General features: G+C 73.4%; 15 protein-coding genes. 6 read left to right on the forward strand and 9 right to left on the reverse strand.

Going from position 1 to position 16,501, the window contains the following annotated elements; all coding sequences use genetic code 11:
• The first annotated feature begins 16 nt into the window (after positions 1-16).
• Positions 17-1,312, forward strand: a complete 1,296-nt coding sequence (locus tag ACL03H_RS19460) for an isochorismate synthase (protein ID WP_412812701.1) — start codon at positions 17-19, stop codon at positions 1,310-1,312.
• A gap of 42 nt (positions 1,313-1,354) precedes the next feature.
• Here the strand turns inward: ACL03H_RS19460 and ACL03H_RS19465 are convergent, their stop codons facing one another.
• The gene (locus ACL03H_RS19465; RefSeq protein WP_412812702.1) at positions 1,355-2,854 is read right to left on the reverse strand and encodes a M1 family metallopeptidase; all 1,500 of its coding nucleotides are present in this window, start codon (positions 2,852-2,854) and stop codon (positions 1,355-1,357) included.
• A 312-nt stretch (positions 2,855-3,166) separates the two neighbouring features.
• Positions 3,167-4,843 carry a 2-succinyl-5-enolpyruvyl-6-hydroxy-3-cyclohexene-1-carboxylic-acid synthase gene (menD, locus tag ACL03H_RS19470; protein WP_412812703.1) on the reverse strand — a complete coding sequence of 559 codons (1,677 nt, stop codon included), beginning with the start codon at positions 4,841-4,843 and terminating at the stop codon, positions 3,167-3,169.
• Positions 4,844-5,014: 171 nt separating this feature from the next.
• On the opposite strand from menD, the gene ACL03H_RS19475 reads away from it, so the two are divergent.
• From ACL03H_RS19475 to ACL03H_RS19485, 3 genes are all read left to right on the forward strand, one after another.
• Positions 5,015-5,938, forward strand: coding sequence for a 1,4-dihydroxy-2-naphthoyl-CoA synthase (locus ACL03H_RS19475; RefSeq protein ID WP_412812704.1), 924 nt, complete (start codon positions 5,015-5,017; stop codon positions 5,936-5,938).
• A gap of 324 nt (positions 5,939-6,262) precedes the next feature.
• Positions 6,263-7,453 carry an o-succinylbenzoate--CoA ligase gene (gene menE, locus ACL03H_RS19480; RefSeq protein WP_412812741.1) on the forward strand — a complete coding sequence of 397 codons (1,191 nt, stop codon included), beginning with the start codon at positions 6,263-6,265 and terminating at the stop codon, positions 7,451-7,453.
• A 28-nt stretch (positions 7,454-7,481) separates the two neighbouring features.
• Positions 7,482-8,354, forward strand: a complete 873-nt coding sequence (locus tag ACL03H_RS19485) for a 1,4-dihydroxy-2-naphthoate polyprenyltransferase (protein WP_412812705.1) — start codon at positions 7,482-7,484, stop codon at positions 8,352-8,354.
• A gap of 52 nt (positions 8,355-8,406) precedes the next feature.
• Here the strand turns inward: ACL03H_RS19485 and ACL03H_RS19490 are convergent, their stop codons facing one another.
• The 3 genes from ACL03H_RS19490 to ACL03H_RS19500 are packed head-to-tail and all read right to left on the reverse strand — an operon-like array spanning position 8,407 to position 10,449.
• Positions 8,407-8,976, reverse strand: coding sequence for a DUF3558 family protein (locus ACL03H_RS19490; RefSeq protein WP_412812706.1), 570 nt, complete (start codon positions 8,974-8,976; stop codon positions 8,407-8,409).
• A 53-nt stretch (positions 8,977-9,029) separates the two neighbouring features.
• Complete coding sequence (cds1, locus tag ACL03H_RS19495; RefSeq protein ID WP_412812707.1) at positions 9,030-10,154, reverse strand: L-cysteine desulfhydrase Cds1; 1,125 nt, start codon at positions 10,152-10,154, stop codon at positions 9,030-9,032.
• Positions 10,141-10,449 (reverse strand): DUF4229 domain-containing protein, encoded by a 309-nt coding sequence (locus tag ACL03H_RS19500; protein ID WP_412812708.1) that lies wholly within the window; start codon positions 10,447-10,449, stop codon positions 10,141-10,143. The genes cds1 and ACL03H_RS19500 overlap by 14 nt, the downstream gene beginning before the upstream one ends.
• A 174-nt stretch (positions 10,450-10,623) precedes the next feature.
• Here ACL03H_RS19500 and ACL03H_RS19505 point away from each other — a divergent pair, with 174 nt between their 5' ends.
• Both ACL03H_RS19505 and ACL03H_RS19510 read left to right on the forward strand, forming a co-directional pair.
• Positions 10,624-10,845 (forward strand): BldC family transcriptional regulator, encoded by a 222-nt coding sequence (locus tag ACL03H_RS19505; protein WP_412812709.1) that lies wholly within the window; start codon positions 10,624-10,626, stop codon positions 10,843-10,845.
• 230 nt (positions 10,846-11,075) lie between these two features.
• Positions 11,076-11,273: a hypothetical protein gene (locus ACL03H_RS19510; RefSeq protein ID WP_412812710.1), complete on the forward strand. Its 198-nt coding sequence runs from the start codon at positions 11,076-11,078 to the stop codon at positions 11,271-11,273.
• 96 nt (positions 11,274-11,369) lie between these two features.
• On the opposite strand, the gene ACL03H_RS19515 is transcribed toward ACL03H_RS19510, so the two are convergent.
• The 4 genes from ACL03H_RS19515 to ACL03H_RS19530 all read right to left on the reverse strand — a co-directional run bounded on the left by ACL03H_RS19515 (position 11,370) and on the right by ACL03H_RS19530 (position 16,384).
• Entirely contained in the window at positions 11,370-12,884 is a 1,515-nt protein-coding gene (locus ACL03H_RS19515) for an AAA family ATPase (protein WP_412812711.1), read from the reverse strand.
• A 109-nt stretch (positions 12,885-12,993) separates the two neighbouring features.
• Positions 12,994-14,001, reverse strand: a complete 1,008-nt coding sequence (gene ccsB / locus ACL03H_RS19520; RefSeq protein ID WP_412812742.1) for a c-type cytochrome biogenesis protein CcsB — start codon at positions 13,999-14,001, stop codon at positions 12,994-12,996.
• Complete coding sequence (gene resB / locus ACL03H_RS19525; protein WP_412812712.1) at positions 14,001-15,602, reverse strand: cytochrome c biogenesis protein ResB; 1,602 nt, start codon at positions 15,600-15,602, stop codon at positions 14,001-14,003. The genes ccsB and resB overlap by 1 nt, the downstream gene beginning before the upstream one ends.
• Complete coding sequence (locus tag ACL03H_RS19530; protein WP_412812713.1) at positions 15,602-16,384, reverse strand: cytochrome c biogenesis CcdA family protein; 783 nt, start codon at positions 16,382-16,384, stop codon at positions 15,602-15,604. The genes resB and ACL03H_RS19530 overlap by 1 nt, the downstream gene beginning before the upstream one ends.
• Positions 16,385-16,501 lie beyond the last annotated feature (117 nt).

Raw genomic sequence — 16,501 nt, forward strand, 5'->3', positions numbered from 1 at the left:
CACCTAGGCTCGATGCGTGCCGACACCCCCGAGACCGCTGACCGTGCGCACCGTCGCGATCCCCGAAGGCGACCCCCGGTACGACCAGCCGCTGCTGGAGCTGCTGCCCGACCGCTCCCCGCTGAGCTGGGTCCGGCGCGGGGAGGGCCTGGTCGGCTGGGGATGCGCGGCACGGCTCGACCCCTCGGGACCGGGCCGGTTCGCGGCGGCCGACGACTGGTGGCGGGCGTGGTGCGAGCAGGTGCGGGTGGACGACGAGGTCGGGCTGCCCGGCACCGGGCCGATCGCGTTCACCAGCTTCGCGTTCGCCGACCGCCCCGGACGCTCGGTCGTGGTGGTGCCGGAGGTGGTGGTGGGGTGCCGCGACGGCGTCCGCTGGATCACCACCGTCGGGGAGGCCGCCGAGCACCCGGTGCGACCGGTGGGCCACCCGGGCCGGGTGCGCTTCAGCGACGGCGCCCTGTCCGCCGACGGGTACCGGGACGCGGTGGCGGAGGCGGTGCGGATCCTCCGCACCTCGGACGGCACCGGGGCGGGAGACGACCGGGAGCGGGTGCGCAAGGTCGTCCTGGCGCGCGACGAGGTGGCGACCACCTCGGCGCCGCTGGATCCCCGGCACCTGCTGGGCAACCTGGCGGGGCGATACCCGTCGTGCTGGAGCTTCGCGGTGGACGGCCTGGTGGGAGCGACCCCGGAACTGCTGCTCGAGCGCTCCGGGCGGCGCATCCGCTCCCGGGTGCTGGCGGGGACCAGCTGGCCGCGGCCGGGAGTGGGCGCGGCGGAGCTCGCATCGGGTCTGCTGGGGTCGGCGAAGGACCGCGCGGAACACGCCTTCGCCGCCGCGTCGCTGGCCGCCGAGCTGCGCCCGTTCTGCGGTGAGCTGGCGGTCCCGGAGCACCCCGAGGTGCTCCGGCTGCGCAACGTGCTGCACCTCGCCTCGCACATCACCGGTGAGCTGCACGAGCACGCCGCGAACAACGGGGTCGCCGCGCTGCTGCGCTTGGCGGCGGCCGTGCATCCGAGCGCCGCCGTCGGCGGTACGCCCACGTCGGCGGCCGTGGCGCTGATCGGGGAGCTGGAGGGCGTGGACCGCGGCCGCTACAGCGGTCCCGTCGGCTGGGTCGACGGGGCGGGCAACGGCGAGCTGGGCCTGGCCCTGCGCTGCGCGCAGCTGGAGGAGACCGCGGACGGGGGCCGGGCCCGCCTGTTCGCGGGCTGCGGCATCGTCGCGGCCTCCGAACCGGATTCGGAGGTGGCGGAATCGGACGCCAAGTTCCGCCCCATCCGCGAGGCGCTGGACTCCGATGCCTGATCCCGCCCGGGCCGGGAGCACTCCGCCCCCGGCCCGACCTGGTCAGTGCTCGTGGACCTGCCGGTGGGTGGCGTCGATCTCGGCCACCGCCGGGGGTGCCGGGATCCCGGCCCGGGTGGCCGAGACCGGGATGCCGTTCTCCGGGGTGGCCGCGGGCTTGCCGGGGGTGAACAGCCAGGCCCGGAAGAACTCGTCGAGCTGCTCGCCGGAGCGCTGCTCGGTCAGCGCGATGAAGTCCTCGACGGTCCCGGTGGCGTAGCGCTTCTCGGCCACCCACGTCCGCACCACGTCGAGCAGCGCCTCCTCCCCGATGACGTTGCGCAGCGCGTGCACCGCGAGCGCTCCCCGGTCGTAGACGGCGCCGTCGAAGATGTTCTCCGGCCCGGGGTCGCCGGGAGCGACCTGCCAGAACGGGTCGTCGGCCGGGTGCGCGCCGTAGTAGTGGTCGAACAGCTGTCGCGCCGTCCCGGTGCCCTGCTGCTCGGACCAGAGCCATTCCGCGTAGCTGGCGAAGCCCTCGTTGAGCCAGATGTGCTGCCAGGTGTCGACCGAGACCGAGTCGCCGAACCACTGGTGGGCGTTCTCGTGCACGACGACCGAGGTGTTGGCGCCGGTCAGGAAGAACTTGTGGCTGTAGGTGGGCCGGGTCTGGTTCTCCAGCGCGAAGTTCATGCCCTCCGAGGGGACCACGCCGCCCTGCGCTTCGAAGGGGTACTCGCCGAACAGGCCGGAGAGGAACTCCAGCACCTCGGGGGTCCGCTCGACGCTGGCCCGCGCCGGGCCGTCCAGCTCGCCGAGTCCCTCGGAGTAGGCGGTGACGAAGGGCTGGCCGAAGGCACCCCGCTTGGTGTGGATCTCGTACTGCCCGATGCCGAGGAACGCCAGGTAGGTGGCGGTGGGCTTGGTGGTGCGCCACTTCCAGGTGGTCCGGCCCGCCAACGTGGAGGTGTCGGTGTTCACGCCGTTGGCCAGCACCTCGGTGCCCTCCGGGACGTTCACGGCGATGTCGAAGGTGGCCTTGTCCCGGGGGTGGTCGTTGCCGGGGAACCACCACGCGGAGATCTCCGGCTGCCCGATCGCCAGCGCGCCGTCCGCGGTGCGGATCCACGGCTTCAACCCGTCGACCTCGACGCTGGAGGGCACGCCCTCGTACTCGACGACGAAGGTCGCCTGCTCGCCCGCGGGAAGCTCGTCCGGGGGTGTGACGGTGAGCTCGCTGCCCCGCTGGGTGTGTTCGGAGAGCGCCCCGTTCACCCTGATCGACTTCACCGGCAGCGCGAAGTCCAGGTTGAACGCGGTGAGGTCCTGGGTCGCCGAGGCCACGATCGTCGTGGTCCCGGCGAGGTGGTCGTCCCGCGGGTCGTAGCGCAGCCGCACGTCGTAGTGCGCGACGTCGTAACCGCCGTTGCCGTACTCGGGGAAGTACGGGTCGCCGGCACCCGGGGCTCCGGGGCCGCCGGCGCCCGCGAAGGCCGGGGTGGTCAGCACGGCCGCGGCGCAGCACGCGGCCACCGCCGCTCGCAGACCGGTTCGCTCGAACACGGGGCACCTCCCGGAGATCAGTGGTCTCCAGCAGCGTACGAAGCCGATCAGCGGGAGGCGAGCAACCAGCGAGAGGGCTTTTTTCCCACCGCGCGGTGAACTTCGGGAACGCCCGGCTCGACCGGGGAGGGCGGCCCGGGGCGTTCGTGGAGCGCGGGTGCCCCCGCCCAGCTCAACGCGCCCGCGCGACCGCCATCCGGCCCGGCGAAGCGCTCCGGAGCGGTCCGGCCAGATGCCGCCGTCGTGCCGACTCGCGCTCCCAGCGGCTGGGAACGTCGCGCGTGCCGGTCAGCCGGTCAGCCGGTCAGCCGGTCAGCCGGTCAGCGCCGAGTTCACCGCCGCCTGGAGCCGCGCGTGCAGGTCCCGGGTGCGCGAGCGGTCGGCGCGCACCTCGACCACCCGCAGCCCCGGTGGCCCGTGCAGCGCGGCCGAGAGCTCCGAGCGCTGCGCCACCCGGACGTGCTCCACGCCGTGCGCCGCGCACAGCTGCGCCAGGTCCGTCCCGTGCGGGGTGCCGAAGACCCGCTCGAAGGAGCTGCGGTGCTCCGGGCCGCCCTGCTCCAACAGCGAGAAGATGCCGCCGCCGTCATCGTTGAGGACCACGATCGTCAGGTCCGGCCGCTGCTCCTGGGGTCCCAGGAGCAGGCCGTTGCCGTCGTGCAGGAAGGTCAGGTCGCCGAGCAGCGCGTAGGTCGGTCCGTCGTGCGCGAGCGCCGCGCCGATCGCCGTGGACACCGTGCCGTCGATCCCGGCCACCCCGCGGTTGCGGTGCACCGTCACGTCGCCGCGGTGCCTGGCCGCCAGTGCCACGTCCCGGCTCGGGTTGGAGGACCCCAGCACGAGCAGCGAGCGCGCGGGCAGCTCGTCCACCAGGTCCCTCGCCAGCACCGGACCGTTCGGCCAGCGCTCCAGGTCGAGGGCGGCGTGCAGGGCGGCCGCTGCCTTGTGGTCCGCCTGCTGCCACGCCGTGAGCCAGTCCGGGTCGGCCTCCTGGACCGGTCCCGCGCCGAAGGTGTGCGCGACCTCCCGGACCGCGTGCCCCGGTGACGGCCAGTCCACCTCGCCGCCGTGCGCGAGCAGCACCTCCACCCGGGAGTCGGTGAGCAGTGCCTGCACCTGCCGGAACACCGTCGGCCTGCCCACGCACAGCACCTGCTCGGGCAGGTGCCCCCGGACGAAGTCGGGGTGGTTGAGCAGCCACATGCCGGTGCTGATCGCCGCGTCACCGGGCAGCCCGACGCCGCCGGTCTCGGAGACCACCGGCCAGCCGTACCGCTCGCCCCAGGCCCCGGCCGCGGCCGCCCCACCGTCGGCGGCGAGCACGAGGCCGCGCCGCGCGGCCGGACCCCGGAGGCTGCTCGGGCCGCCGCCTTCGCCGGACATCGCGGTCCAGGGCGCGCCGTCCGGGCGCCCGGCCAGCGGCTCGCACCACGCGGTGTCCCCGGTCGGCACCAGCGGTTCCCGGAACGGGAGGTTGAGGTGCACCGGGCCGGACCGGGCGCTGCCCAGCGCGGCCTGCGCGGCGCGGCAGACCTGGCTGCGCCAGTAGGCCTGCTGCCCCGGCCGGTCCTCGGCGACGCCCAGCTCGTCGAACATCCGCACCTGCGGGCCGAACATCCGGTGCTGGTCGATCGTCTGGTTGGCCCCGGCCGCGCGCAGCTCCGGGGGCCGGTCGGCGGTGAGCACGATCAGCGGGATGCCCGCCTGGGCCGCCTCGCTCACCGCGGGGTGCAGGTTGGCCGCGGCGGTCCCGGAGGTGCCCGCGACCACCACCGGCAGCCCGCTGCGCGCCGCGAGCCCCAGCGCCAGGAACCCGGCGCTGCGCTCGTCGATGCGCACGTGCAGCCGGATCCGCGCGGCTTGCAGCGCGCGGTGCAGCGCGAAGGACAGCGGCGCGTTGCGCGAGCCCGGGGAGAGCACCACGTGCCTGACCTGGTTGCGGATCAACTCATCGACGATGACCTCGGCTTGTGCCGTGGACGGATTCAACCCATCACCCCGGACTCCCTCACACGCTGCCTGCGGACCGCTCCCAGTGTCGCCGGGGCCGCCGGGCCGCTTCGACCCGGTCTCGCCCCGGCTGAGCGACGTGCCGCCGCTCACGCCGACCGGCGGCCTCCTGGTGTTCAGCACATCGAGACGGCGCCTATTGTCCCAGGCGTGCAGAACTCGCGTGTCTCTGAGCTGTTCGACCCCGCCGCGTGGGAGCCCGTGGCGGGTTTCGACTTCACCGACATCACCTACCACCGGTGCTCCGAGGACGGCCCCGGTCGCGGGACCGTGCGCATCGCCTTCGACCGCCCGGAGGTCCGCAACGCCTTCCGGCCGCACACCGTCGACGAGCTCTACCGCGCGCTCGACCACGCCCGGATGTGCTCCGACGTCGGCTGCGTGCTGCTCACCGGCAACGGCCCCTCCCCCAAGGACGGCGGTTGGGCCTTCTGCTCCGGGGGGGACCAGCGCATCCGGGGTCGCTCCGGGTACCAGTACGCCTCCGGTGAGACCTCCGAGACCGTCGATCCCGCACGGGCGGGGCGGCTGCACGTCCTGGAGGTGCAGCGGCTGATCCGGTTCATGCCGAAGCTGGTCGTCGCGGTGGTCCCGGGCTGGGCGGCCGGGGGCGGGCACAGCCTGCACGTGGTGTGCGATCTCACCCTCGCCAGCGCCGAGCACGCCCGCTTCAAGCAGACCGACGCCGACGTCGGCAGCTTCGACGGCGGCTTCGGCAGCGCCTACCTCGCCCGGCAGGTCGGGCAGAAGTTCGCCCGCGAGATCTTCGCCCTCGGCCGCGCCTACGACGCCGAGCAGGCGCACCGGATGGGGATGGTCAACGAGGTCGTGCCGCACGCGGAACTGGAGGCGACCGCCCTGCAGTGGGCACGGGAGATCAACGGCAAGTCGCCGACGGCGCAGCGCATGTTGAAGTACTCGTTCAACGCGATCGACGACGGCCTGGTCGGACAGCAGCTGTTCGCCGGGGAGACGACCCGGCTCGCCTACATGACCGACGAGGCGGTCGAGGGCCGGGACGCCTTCCTGGAGCGGCGGGAGCCGGACTGGAAGCCCTTCCCCTGGTACTACTGACCGTCCGGACGAACGGGGGCCGCGCGCCGGCCCCGGGGGCGCCGGTGGCGGAACCGCGGGGGCTTCCCCGCCGCGGGTTCGACGTTCGCCCCGCGCCGCGGGGGGACACCACCGGACGATCCGGCGCCCGCCGCTCGTTCCCCGCCCGTCGTGCCACCCGGAGAAGTCCATCGTCCGCACCGCCTTCGCTCGCAGGTTCCGCTGATAGCACCATCGACCACCCGAGTCGAACAGTTGAGCGAATCCAGCCGAACAGGTGAGCGACGGCACTCGCGTCCGGCCCGGCGCGCCTCGCGGCCCGGCGGTGGGCGCAAGATGACTGCCATGCCCTCCGCCCGCTCGCTCCGGCCGCTGACCGTCCCGGCCGGTCCGCGGGCCGCCACCGCGCTGCCCGCGCTGCGCCGCGCCCTCGACGGCCAGGGCGACGCGCTGCTGCCGCTGGCCCCGGACCAGGACGCCGCGCCGGTCCTCCGCGCGATGGGCGCCGAGGACCCGCTGGCACCCGGCGAGGACGACCCCGCGGATCCGACCGCGCTGGTCATCGCCACTTCTGGCTCCACCGGCACGCCGAAGGGCGTGCTGCTGCCCGCGTCCGCGCTGCGCGCCTCCGCCGAGGCCACCCACCGCCGCCTCGGCGGCCCCGGGCACTGGCTGCTGGCGATGCCCGCGCACCACGTCGCCGGGATCCAGGTGCTCGTCCGCTCGCTGCTCGCGGGCACCCGGCTGGAAGCGGTGGACGGTTCGGCCGGCTTCCGGCCGGACCGGTTCGCCGAGGCCGCCCGCCGCGGGCTCGCGGCCGAGGGCAGGCACTACACCGCGCTGGTGCCGACCCAGCTGCGCAGGCTGCTCGACGACGCGGACGGCCTGGCCGCCCTGCGCGAGTTCGACGCGGTGCTGCTGGGCGGTGCCGCGACCCCGCCCGCGCTGCGCGAGCGGGCGCTGGCGGCGGGCGTGCGGATCACCACCACCTACGGCATGAGCGAGACCTCGGGGGGCTGCGTCTACGACGGCCTGCCGCTGGACGGCGTGCGGGTGCACGTCGAGGAGTCCGCCGACGGGTCCGGGCCGGTCTCGCTGACCGGCCCGGTGCTGGCCCGCGGCTACCGGGGGCGGCCCGATTCGGCGGCGTTCCGGGACGGCTGGTTCCGCACCGGCGACCTGGGCCGCCGCGCCGGCGACCGGCTGGAGATCCTCGGCCGGGCCGACGACGTGATCATCACGGGCGGGGTGAACGTGGCCCCGGTGCTCGTGGAGCGACTGCTGGCCGAGCACCCCGCCGTCCGCGAGGTCTGCGTGCTCGGCGTCGAGGACCCCGAGTGGGGCCAGGCCGTCCTCGCCGCGGTGGTTCCCGCCGACCCGGCAGACCCGCCCGCGCCCGAGGAGTTGCGGGCGCTGGTCCGCGAGCGGGCGGGGGCCCCGAGCGCGCCGAAGCGGATCGAGTTCCTCGCCGAGCTCCCGCTGCGCGGGCCCGGCAAGCCGGACCGGAGGGCGTTGCGCGCGACTCTCGGCCGGTGACGACGAGTGATGCGCGAAGATGATTCGCATGGCGACCGTCAAGCAGTGGATCGAAGGCGCACGCCTGCGCACCTGGCCCAACGCGATCGCGCCCGTCCTGGTCGGCACCGGAGCCGCGACCGGGGTGGACCGGTGGAGCGTTCCGATCGCGCTGCTCGCGCTGGCGGTCTCGATGTCGCTGATCACCGGGGTGAACTTCGCGAACGACTACTCCGACGGCATCCGCGGCACCGACGCCGACCGGGTGGGCCCGTTCCGGCTGGTCGGCTCCGGGGCCGCGCAGCCGGGCGCGGTGCGGACCGCGGCCTTCGTCTGCTTCGGCCTCGCCGCGCTCGCCGGCGTCGGCGTGGTGGTGCTGAGCGGGCAGTGGTGGATGCTGGCGATCGGCGCGCTGTGCATCGGCGGCGCCTGGTACTACACCGGCGGCAAGCGCCCGTACGGCTACGCGGGCCTCGGCGAGCTGGCCGTGTTCGTGTTCTTCGGCCTCGTCGCGGTGCTCGGCACGATGTTCGTGCAGGCGGGCACCATCAGCGGCTTCGGGGTCGGCGGCGCGGTGGCGATCGGGGCGTTCTCCAGCGCGGTGCTGGTGGCCAACAACCTGCGCGACATCCCGACCGACCGGGTCACCGGCAAGCGCACCCTCGCGGTGCTGCTGGGCGACCGGGACACCCGCACGCTCTACGTGGCGCTGGTGCTGATCCCGTTCCTGATCACGGTGCTGATCGGGCTGCGCAACAGCTGGGCGCTGCTGGGCTTCCTCGCGCTGCCGCTGCTGATCAGCTCGCTGCTGGCGGTGACCCGCGGCTCGACCGGGCGCAAGCTGATCCCGGCCCTGCGCGACACGGGTCTCGCGATGCTCGTCTGGGGCATCGCCACGGGGCTGGCCCTCGCCTTCGGCTGACCGACCTCGCGCCCGGCGCCGAGCGGACGATCCGCGCGTCGCCGGGGCGGGGTCAGCGGGCGGCGGACAGGACGTACTGGGCTACGCCCTGCGCGGTCTCGCAGTCGTCCGACCCCGCCTCGGCGGCCCGGGTGCTGACCTGGAGCGTGGTCCGGCCGACCGGGGCGTACACGGTGCAGTCGCCCGCGCGCAGCGTCTCGGTGCCCGGCTGCTCGCCGAGCCGGACCTCGTGCTCGCCCAGCCGCGCGTAGCCCTCGGGCTGGGTGCCGATCAGGACGGAGCGCACGCCGTGCTCGGCGTGGAACTCGCAGCCCCGCACCGGCGGTTCGAATCCGATCTCCCTCGGCAGCCCGGGGCGCACCGGGTAGGCGAGCTGCGCGAGCTCCTGCGGGGTGACCAGTCCGCAGATCCGCTCCGCCGAGGCGGCGGCGAGGTCGACGCGCCGTTCCGGGGGCACCTGCCGGGTGATCGACGGGGTGACGGACTCGGGCTCGTCGCTGCCGCTGGCCTGCGGGGTGCTGCTCGGCGCCGGCAACGATCCGCCCGAGGTGCAGGCGGCGAGCGCGGCGGCGAGCGCCGCGACCGGAACCAGCACGGTCGCCCTGAGCGTCGGCCTGCGCATGTCCCTCCTCGGGCTCGTGGCTTGATCGCAGCGTACGTGCCGCCGCGCACCGCTCATCCCGCGACCGGCCACGCCCCGCTGCGGTGGAACTCGGCGAGCACGGCCAGCGGCCCGGCCAGGTCGAAGCCCTGCCGGGAGACCCAGCCGTCGTCGTAGTAGGTCTCGGCGTAGCGCTCCCCGCCGTCGCAGAGCAGGGTCACGATGCTGCCGGTGCGGCCCTCCCGGACCATCTCGGCGACCAGCCCGAACACGCCCCAGAGGTTGGTGCCGGTGGAGCCGCCGACGCGGCGCCCGAGCACGTCCTCGGCCCAGCGCACGGTGGCGATGGAGGCGGCGTCCGGAACCTTGATCATGCGATCGATGGCCTGGCCGATGAAGGAGGGTTCCACGCGGGGCCGGCCGATGCCCTCGATGAGCGAGCCGCGCTCGCCGACCAACCCCGCGTCCTGGCGGCACCAGGCGTCGTAGAACACCGAGTGCTGCGGGTCGACCACGGCGAGCCGGGTGTCGTGCCTGCGGTACCGGATGTAGCGGCCGAGCGTCGCGCTGGTGCCGCCGGTGCCCGCGCCGGTGACGATCCACGCCGGGATGGGGTGCCGCTCCAGCGCGAGCTGCTCGAAGATCGACTCGGCGATGTTGTTGTTGCCCCGCCAGTCCGTCGCGCGCTCGGCGTGGGTGAACTGGTCCATGAAGTGCCCGCCGAGCTCGGCGGCGAGCCTGCGGGACTCGTCGTAGATCGCGCCCGGCTCGTCGACGTAGTGGCAGGTCCCGCCGTGCCGCTCGATCAGCGCCACCTTCTCCGGGCTGGTGGAGCGCGGCATCACCGCGATGAACGGGAGGCCGAGCAGCTGCGCGAAGTGCGCCTCCGAGACCGCGGTCGAGCCGGAGGACGCCTCGATCACCGGCGTGTTCTCCGTCACCCACCCGTTGCAGAGGGCGTAGAGGAACAGCGACCGGGCCAACCGGTGCTTGAGGGAACCGGTCGGATGAGTTGACTCGTCCTTGAGGTAGAGGTCGATCCCCCATTCCGAGGGGAGCGGGAAGTGCAGCAGGTGGGTGTCCGCGCTGCGGTTCGCATCCGCCTCGATGATCCGGACCGCCTCGTTGGTCCAGGCCCGGGTTCGCCCGCAGGAGCGGTCCTCGATCCGGCCGGCGTCCGCGGGATCAGTCCTGGTCATCGTCGTGCTCCCGGTCGCCCCGCAGTTGCGCGCGGAGGCGCTCGCGGCGCTCGGCGCGGTGCACCATGCCGGTGGCGACGCGGCGGCGCAACCCGCCGAAGACGACCATGGACAGCGGCATCACCACGACCACGGACACCGCGGCGGCCACCAGCAGCGGCACCCCGCAGAGCGCGAGCACCGCGACCGCGGCCAGCAGCATGGCCAGCCGGACCGCGGTGTAGAGCGCGAGGTCCCGCGCGAGGTTGGTCGGCGGAGTCGGCTCCGCTCCCGTTGCCGTTCGCTGTTCCTGCACGTCAACCAGGTTAGAGCACGCAAGATCCGGTGAACTCTCCCCCGCCTCGCCCGAAGCGCCGCTTTCGTCCCTTACCTGCCCTTTACCTGGAGTCGAATGTTCGAGTACCTGACCTTCGAGGTGCCAGGATGCGACCGGAATGCCCGAAAACCGTCCGCATTGTGGAGGTCCCCTGTGACCGCGACGACTCCCCAGTCTCGCCAGAACGGTCAGGAACAGCTGCTCACCCCCGGTGAGGTCGCCTCGTTGTTCCGGGTCGACCCGAAGACGGTGACGAGATGGGCGACGGCAGGCCGGATCGGTTCGATTCGCACGCCCGGCGGGCACCGCCGGTTCCGCGAGTCCGAAGTGCGCACGCTGCTGGCCGAACTCACCAGCGACGTCCGCTCCGCCTGAGTCGCCCGACGATCGGCTCGCGTCCGGTCCGCCTCCGCGCCGCGGCGTCCGAGGCGGACCGGACCCGGCCCGTCGCCGTGCGAGCGCTCCACCCGGTTCCGGTCCGGCCCCGCGTCGGCCCGGAACCGGTCTCGGCCGTCCGACACCGTTTCGGACGCTGCCCGATCGGCGCACCCCACCACCTCGCCCGCTCCGGCTAATCTCGGGGGAGAGCTCTGGAGGTGCCCCTGATGATCTACGTTCTGGCAGCGATCGGCGCGCTCACCGTGGCCGTGCTGATGTGGCGCGCGTTCGGCCCCGTGCACGACACCGCGAGCGAGGGGCCCAGCGCGCCGCGGCGAGCGGCGCCGCTGGCGCCGGACGACGACCCGGACTTCCTGCGCGAGCTCGGCGAGCGGCAGCGCAAGCGGAACGAGGAGCACGACTGAGCCGCATCCAGCCCTGATCGTTCGCGACGAGCGGCGGCCCGCCCACCGGAGGACCGGTAGGCGGGCCGCTGCGTCGGATCGGTCCCGGTCGCCGGATCAGGCCTGCTGCTGGCGGCCGAAGGCCTGCGGGAAGTCGTCGGCGACGATCGCGGCCAGCTCCAGCAGCGCCAGCCGGGTGGGCGCGCTGAGCTGGTCGAGCTCGACCTCGGCGCCCTCCTCCAGGTGCGGGTCGAACGGGATCCGGGAGACCGCGCGGCACCGCGAGCCGAAGTGGGCGCTGAGCTTGTCCACGTCGACCTTGCCGGAGCCCGGCCGCACCGAGTTGATCACCGCGACGGAGCGGGCGACGAGCTGCCCGTAGCCGTGCGCGTCCAGCCAGTCGAGGGTGGCCGAGGCGCTGCGCGCCCCGTCGATGGAGCTGGACGAGACGATCACCAGCGAGTCCGCGACGTCGAGCACGCCCTTCATCGCCGAGTGCATCAGTCCGGTTCCGCAGTCGGTGAGCACGATGTTGTAGAAGTGCTCCAGCAGCGTCACCGTGCGCTGGTAGTCCTCTTCGCTGAACGCCTCGGAGACCGCCGGGTCCTGCTCGCTGGCGAGGATCTCCAGGCGGCTCGGCCCCTGCGAGGTGTAGGAGCGCACGTCGCTGTACTTGCGCACGCGCTGCGCGTCGCGCAGCAGGTGCCGCACGGTCGCGGTGGTCTCCAGCGGGATCTTCTGGCTCAGCGTCCCGCGGTCGGGGTTGGCGTCCACCGCGATCACGCGGTCGCCGCGCAGCGAGGAGAAGGTGGAGCCGAGGGTCGCGGTCGTCGTGGTCTTGCCGACGCCGCCCTTCAGGCTCAGCATCGCGATCTTGTAGCAGCCCTGCAGCGGCTGGTTGATCCGACCGATCAGCTCCCGCCTGCGCAGGTCCGCGGCGCTCTCCCCGAGGTTGATGGAGCGGCCGCTGACCAGGTACAGCGCCTTGCGCCAGCCGGACTGCGGGGCCCGCTTGGTCTGGCGCAGCAGCTGCGAGGACGCGAGGTCCTTGCCGAACGGGACGACGCCCGGCTGCTGCGGCGGGTGCCCCTGCGGGGCCTGGCCGTGCGGCGGGGGGCCCTGCGGATAGCCCTGCTGCGGGGGAGGACCGGCGACCGGCGCGTACGGGTTCGCCGGGTACGGGCCGGACTGGCCGCCGGCGACCTGGTAGGCCCCGGAGGAGCCGGGGACCTGGTACGGACCCGACTGCCCGCCGGGAACCTGGTACGGACCCGACTGGCCACCGGGGACCTGGTACGCGCCGGAGGGGCCGCCGGAACCCGGGACCTGGAACGGCCCGGACTGGTTCGCCTGCGGCTGCGGCCCGGAGGGCGTGGCCTCGGTGTACCCCGCTCGCTGTCCGCTGTGGACGTTCTGCCCCGGGGCGCCGCCCGGGTAGTACGGCTGCGGGGAGCCGGCACCCTGCGCGGGCGCGTTCGGCGTGGTGCCCGGTTCCGCGTACTGCCGTGCGCTCGCGTCGCCGTAGTCCGGAGTCGCGTGATCTGCTGCGCCGTTCGCCTGCGCCGAGTCCGCACCGGGCGAGGCGGAGCCCGCATCGCGTTGCGTGTCGGGCTCTTCGTACCGTCCGGTCACCGTTCCCGTACCTCCCAATCGGTCCGATCTTTACCGGGATGTGTGAAGGCCACCCGATTCCGCGAGGGAACGGGTGGCCCGGGGCCGCACTCCGGATCGGATCATGAACTCATAGCCCAGCGTACGAGTGAAGACCGGAGACGACGATGTTGATGAAGAAGAGATTGAAGATCATGACGGCCAGGCCGGTGATGTTGATCCACGCGGCCTTGACCCCTCGCCACCCCGCGGTCGCACGCGCGTGCAGGTACGCAGCGTAGACGACCCAGGCGATGAAGGAACAGGTTTCCTTCGGGTCCCAGCCCCAGAACCGGCCCCACGCGGCCTCGGCCCAGATGGCACCCGCGACGATCGCGAACGTCCACACCGGAAAGATGATCACGGTGGCCCGGTAGGCCATCCGGTCGAGGGCCTGGCTGATCGGCAGCCGGGAACCGATGCGAGCCATCTTGAGCGGGTTGTTCTCGTACCGGGCGCGGAGCATGAACAGCACGCTGGCGACACCGGCGAACAGCAGCGCGCCGCTGGAGACGATCGCGGCGCTGACGTGGATCACGATCCAGTAGGACTGCAACGCGGGTTGCAGCGGCGCGGCGCGGGCGTAGAGCACGGTGCCGGACAGGAACAGCAGCACCACGACCGGCAGCAGCACGAACCCGCCCAGGCCGCGCAGCTGCGCGGGAGAGGCGTCCCGGCGCGCGGCGCGGGACTGGCGGAACAGCACGATCAGCCAGGCGAGCACCGCGGCCAGGCAGATCGCGGAGCCGAACTCGTACATGTTGCCCCACGGCGCCCGGCCGGTGGCCACGCCGCGGAAGACCAGCGAGCCCGCGTGCACTAGGGCGCCGAGCACGGTCATCGCCACCGCCATGCCGCCGAACCGCTCCGAGAGCGGGCGCCCGGCCGGGGTGTCGATGCGTCCGACGCGCTCGGCGGGCGGGGCGTCGGCGGCGTCCCCCGCGGTGGTCACCAGCTGCGACTGGCGCGCGCCGGACCGCTGGGCGCGACCGCCGTAGGCGAACTCGGCGAAGTACAGCACCATGGCGGCGATGTAGACCACGACCGAGGTGGCGAAGGCCATGTCGCTGTAGTTGGACAGCATCTGGTCGACCACGATCAGCTCTTCCTTCCGCGTGCGGATGGCTCCGCCCCGGAGCCGTCCGCTCCGAGCAGGTCTTCGGCCAGCCGCGTGAACTCCTCGCCGTAGCCGGCCTGATCGGTGCGGGCCAGTCCGCCGACCTCGACCACGGTACGCGCGGGATCGTCCGGTCCCGTTCCTGGGGCGGGAGTGGCCCGGACCCAGATCCGGCGGCGCTTGATGCTCAGCGAGGCGCTGATCCCGAAGATCACCGCGACGGCGAAGCCGAGCACGTACGGCTGGAACGGGTCGTGCGAGATCTGCAGGTTCGCCCAGCGCTCGACGCCGTCGAACTGGACCCGGGTGCCGTCGTCGAGCCGGATCTCCTCACCCACGCGCAGGTTCTGCCGCGCGACCTTCTGCAACCGCCCGGACTCCACCATCTTCTGGTCCACGCCGAAGATCGACTGCCCGCGCCCGGAGTCCAGCCCGAGGTCGCCCCGCAGCACGTCCACCGCGACCGCCGGGTCCAGCAGATCGGGGAACTGGGAGCTGAGCACCTTGCCGTCGTAGGCCGCTGTCGGGGCGAACAGGCCGGTCACCGCGAGCTGGGTCTGCCGCCGGCGCACCTCGTCGGTGACCCCGGGCTGGTCGAACTTGGTGGCGCCCTGCGACAACATCGTCGTGACGTCCATCGGCTGCCACTGGGTCAGCTGGGTGCGCCGCTGGCCGTCCGGGAAGATCACCGTGAAGCGGGGCGCGTAGCCGTTGCCCGTCAAGTAGATCCGGTCGCCCGCGGTCCGCAGCGGGTGGTTGACCTGCAACTCGTAGGGCCGCCAGCGGTTCGCCTCCAGGTCCTCGCCGGACTGGTAGTCCATCCCGACCCGGTAGCTCGCTACCTGCCCGGTGTGCTGGTACTCCGCCTCGAAGTCGTTGACCCGCAGGCAGAACGGGCTCAGCTGGGTGCCGTCCACGCTCAGACCCGCGCGGAAGGAGTCGTAGTTGTAGGTACCGGAGTTGCAGAACTCGGAGCCGTCCGCGAGCACGATCACCTGGCCCTCGTAACCGAGGATCTTGCCGCCCGCGACCGTCACCAGCAGGCCGACGAGGGCGAAGTGGAACACCAGGTTCCCGGCCTCCCGCAGGTAGCCGCGCTCAGCGCTGATCGAGCGGGAGCCGTCGTCCTCCTCGCGCTCCTCCTTGCGCCAGCCGCGCAGCCTGCGGCGCGCGGCGGCCATCGCCTCGTCCACCGACCCGGCCAGTTCGGCCGATTCGTGGTGCGGCATCCGGGAGAGGTTGCGCGGCGTGCGCACCGGCCTGCCGCGCAGCTGCTTGTAGTACTCGTAGCAGCGCGGCAGCAGGCAGCCGATCAGCGAGATGAACAGCAGCACGTAGATCGAGGCGAACCACACCGAGCTGAACACCTCGAAGGCGCCGATCTTGTCCAGCAGCGGCGCCAGGTCCGGGTACTCGGTGAAGTACTTCTCCACCTCGGCGGGATTCAGCGAGCGCTGCGGGATCAGCGCCCCGGGCAGCGCGGCCATCGCCAGCAGGAACAGCAGCACCAGGGCGGTGCGCATCGAGGTCAGCCCGCGCCAGGTGTTGCGCAGGAAGGCGAGCACGGATCTCAGTCGGGACATCAGATCGGGGTCTCGAATCCGGCGACCGGTTCGCGCAGCACCGCGATCAGCTCTCCCCACAGACCGGTGACGAGCAGGACGCCCACCACGACCAGCAGCGCGCCACCCGCGATCTGGATGGCACGACCGCGCCGCCGCAGCCAGCCGGTGCTGCGCACCGCCCACCGCGCGCCCAGCGCGAGCAGCACGAACGGCAGCCCCAGCCCGAGGCAGTAGGCCAGCACGAGCAGCACGCCGCGGACCGCGGTCCCGCCGCTCACGTCGGTGCCGATGGCCAGCGAGAGCACGCCGGTCAGGGTGGGGCCGAGGCAGGGCGTCCAGCCCAGCCCGAACACCGCGCCGAGCAGCGGGGCACCCCACAACCCGGCGCGCGGCACCGCGTGCAGCCGCACGTCCCGCTGCAGCGCGGGGATCATCCCGAGGAACACCAGCCCCATCGCGACGGTCACGACCCCGCCGACGCGCTGCAGCAGCAGCTCGTTCGCGAGCAGCGCGTCGGACAGGCCGAGCAGCAGCAGCGTGCCAGCGGCGAAGACGGCGGTGAACCCGGCGACGAACAGCAGCGCGGCCCCCGCCACCCGCCAGCGGCCCCGGCGGGCCTGCCGCGCCTCGGCGTCGTCCACCGGCGGTGCCTCGGCGCCGACCACGCCCGCCAGGTACGCCAGGTAGCCCGGCACCAGCGGCACCACGCACGGCGACGCGAAGCTGACCGCCCCGGCGAGCACCGCGATCATGCCCGCGAGCAGCAGCGGGCCGGAGGCGGCGAGCTCGGTCGGGTTCACGGTTCCGAGGGTAGGGATGGCTCTAGCGTGACTACGCACCGGCCCGCATGACGCTGCCCACAACCGCCGCCCGATCCGGCCGCGCCCGGCGATGGACCGCCCACCGGCGAAGATCCC

Source organism: Saccharopolyspora antibiotica (genome assembly GCF_047200635.1).
GTDB lineage: Bacteria > Actinomycetota > Actinomycetes > Mycobacteriales > Pseudonocardiaceae > Saccharopolyspora_C.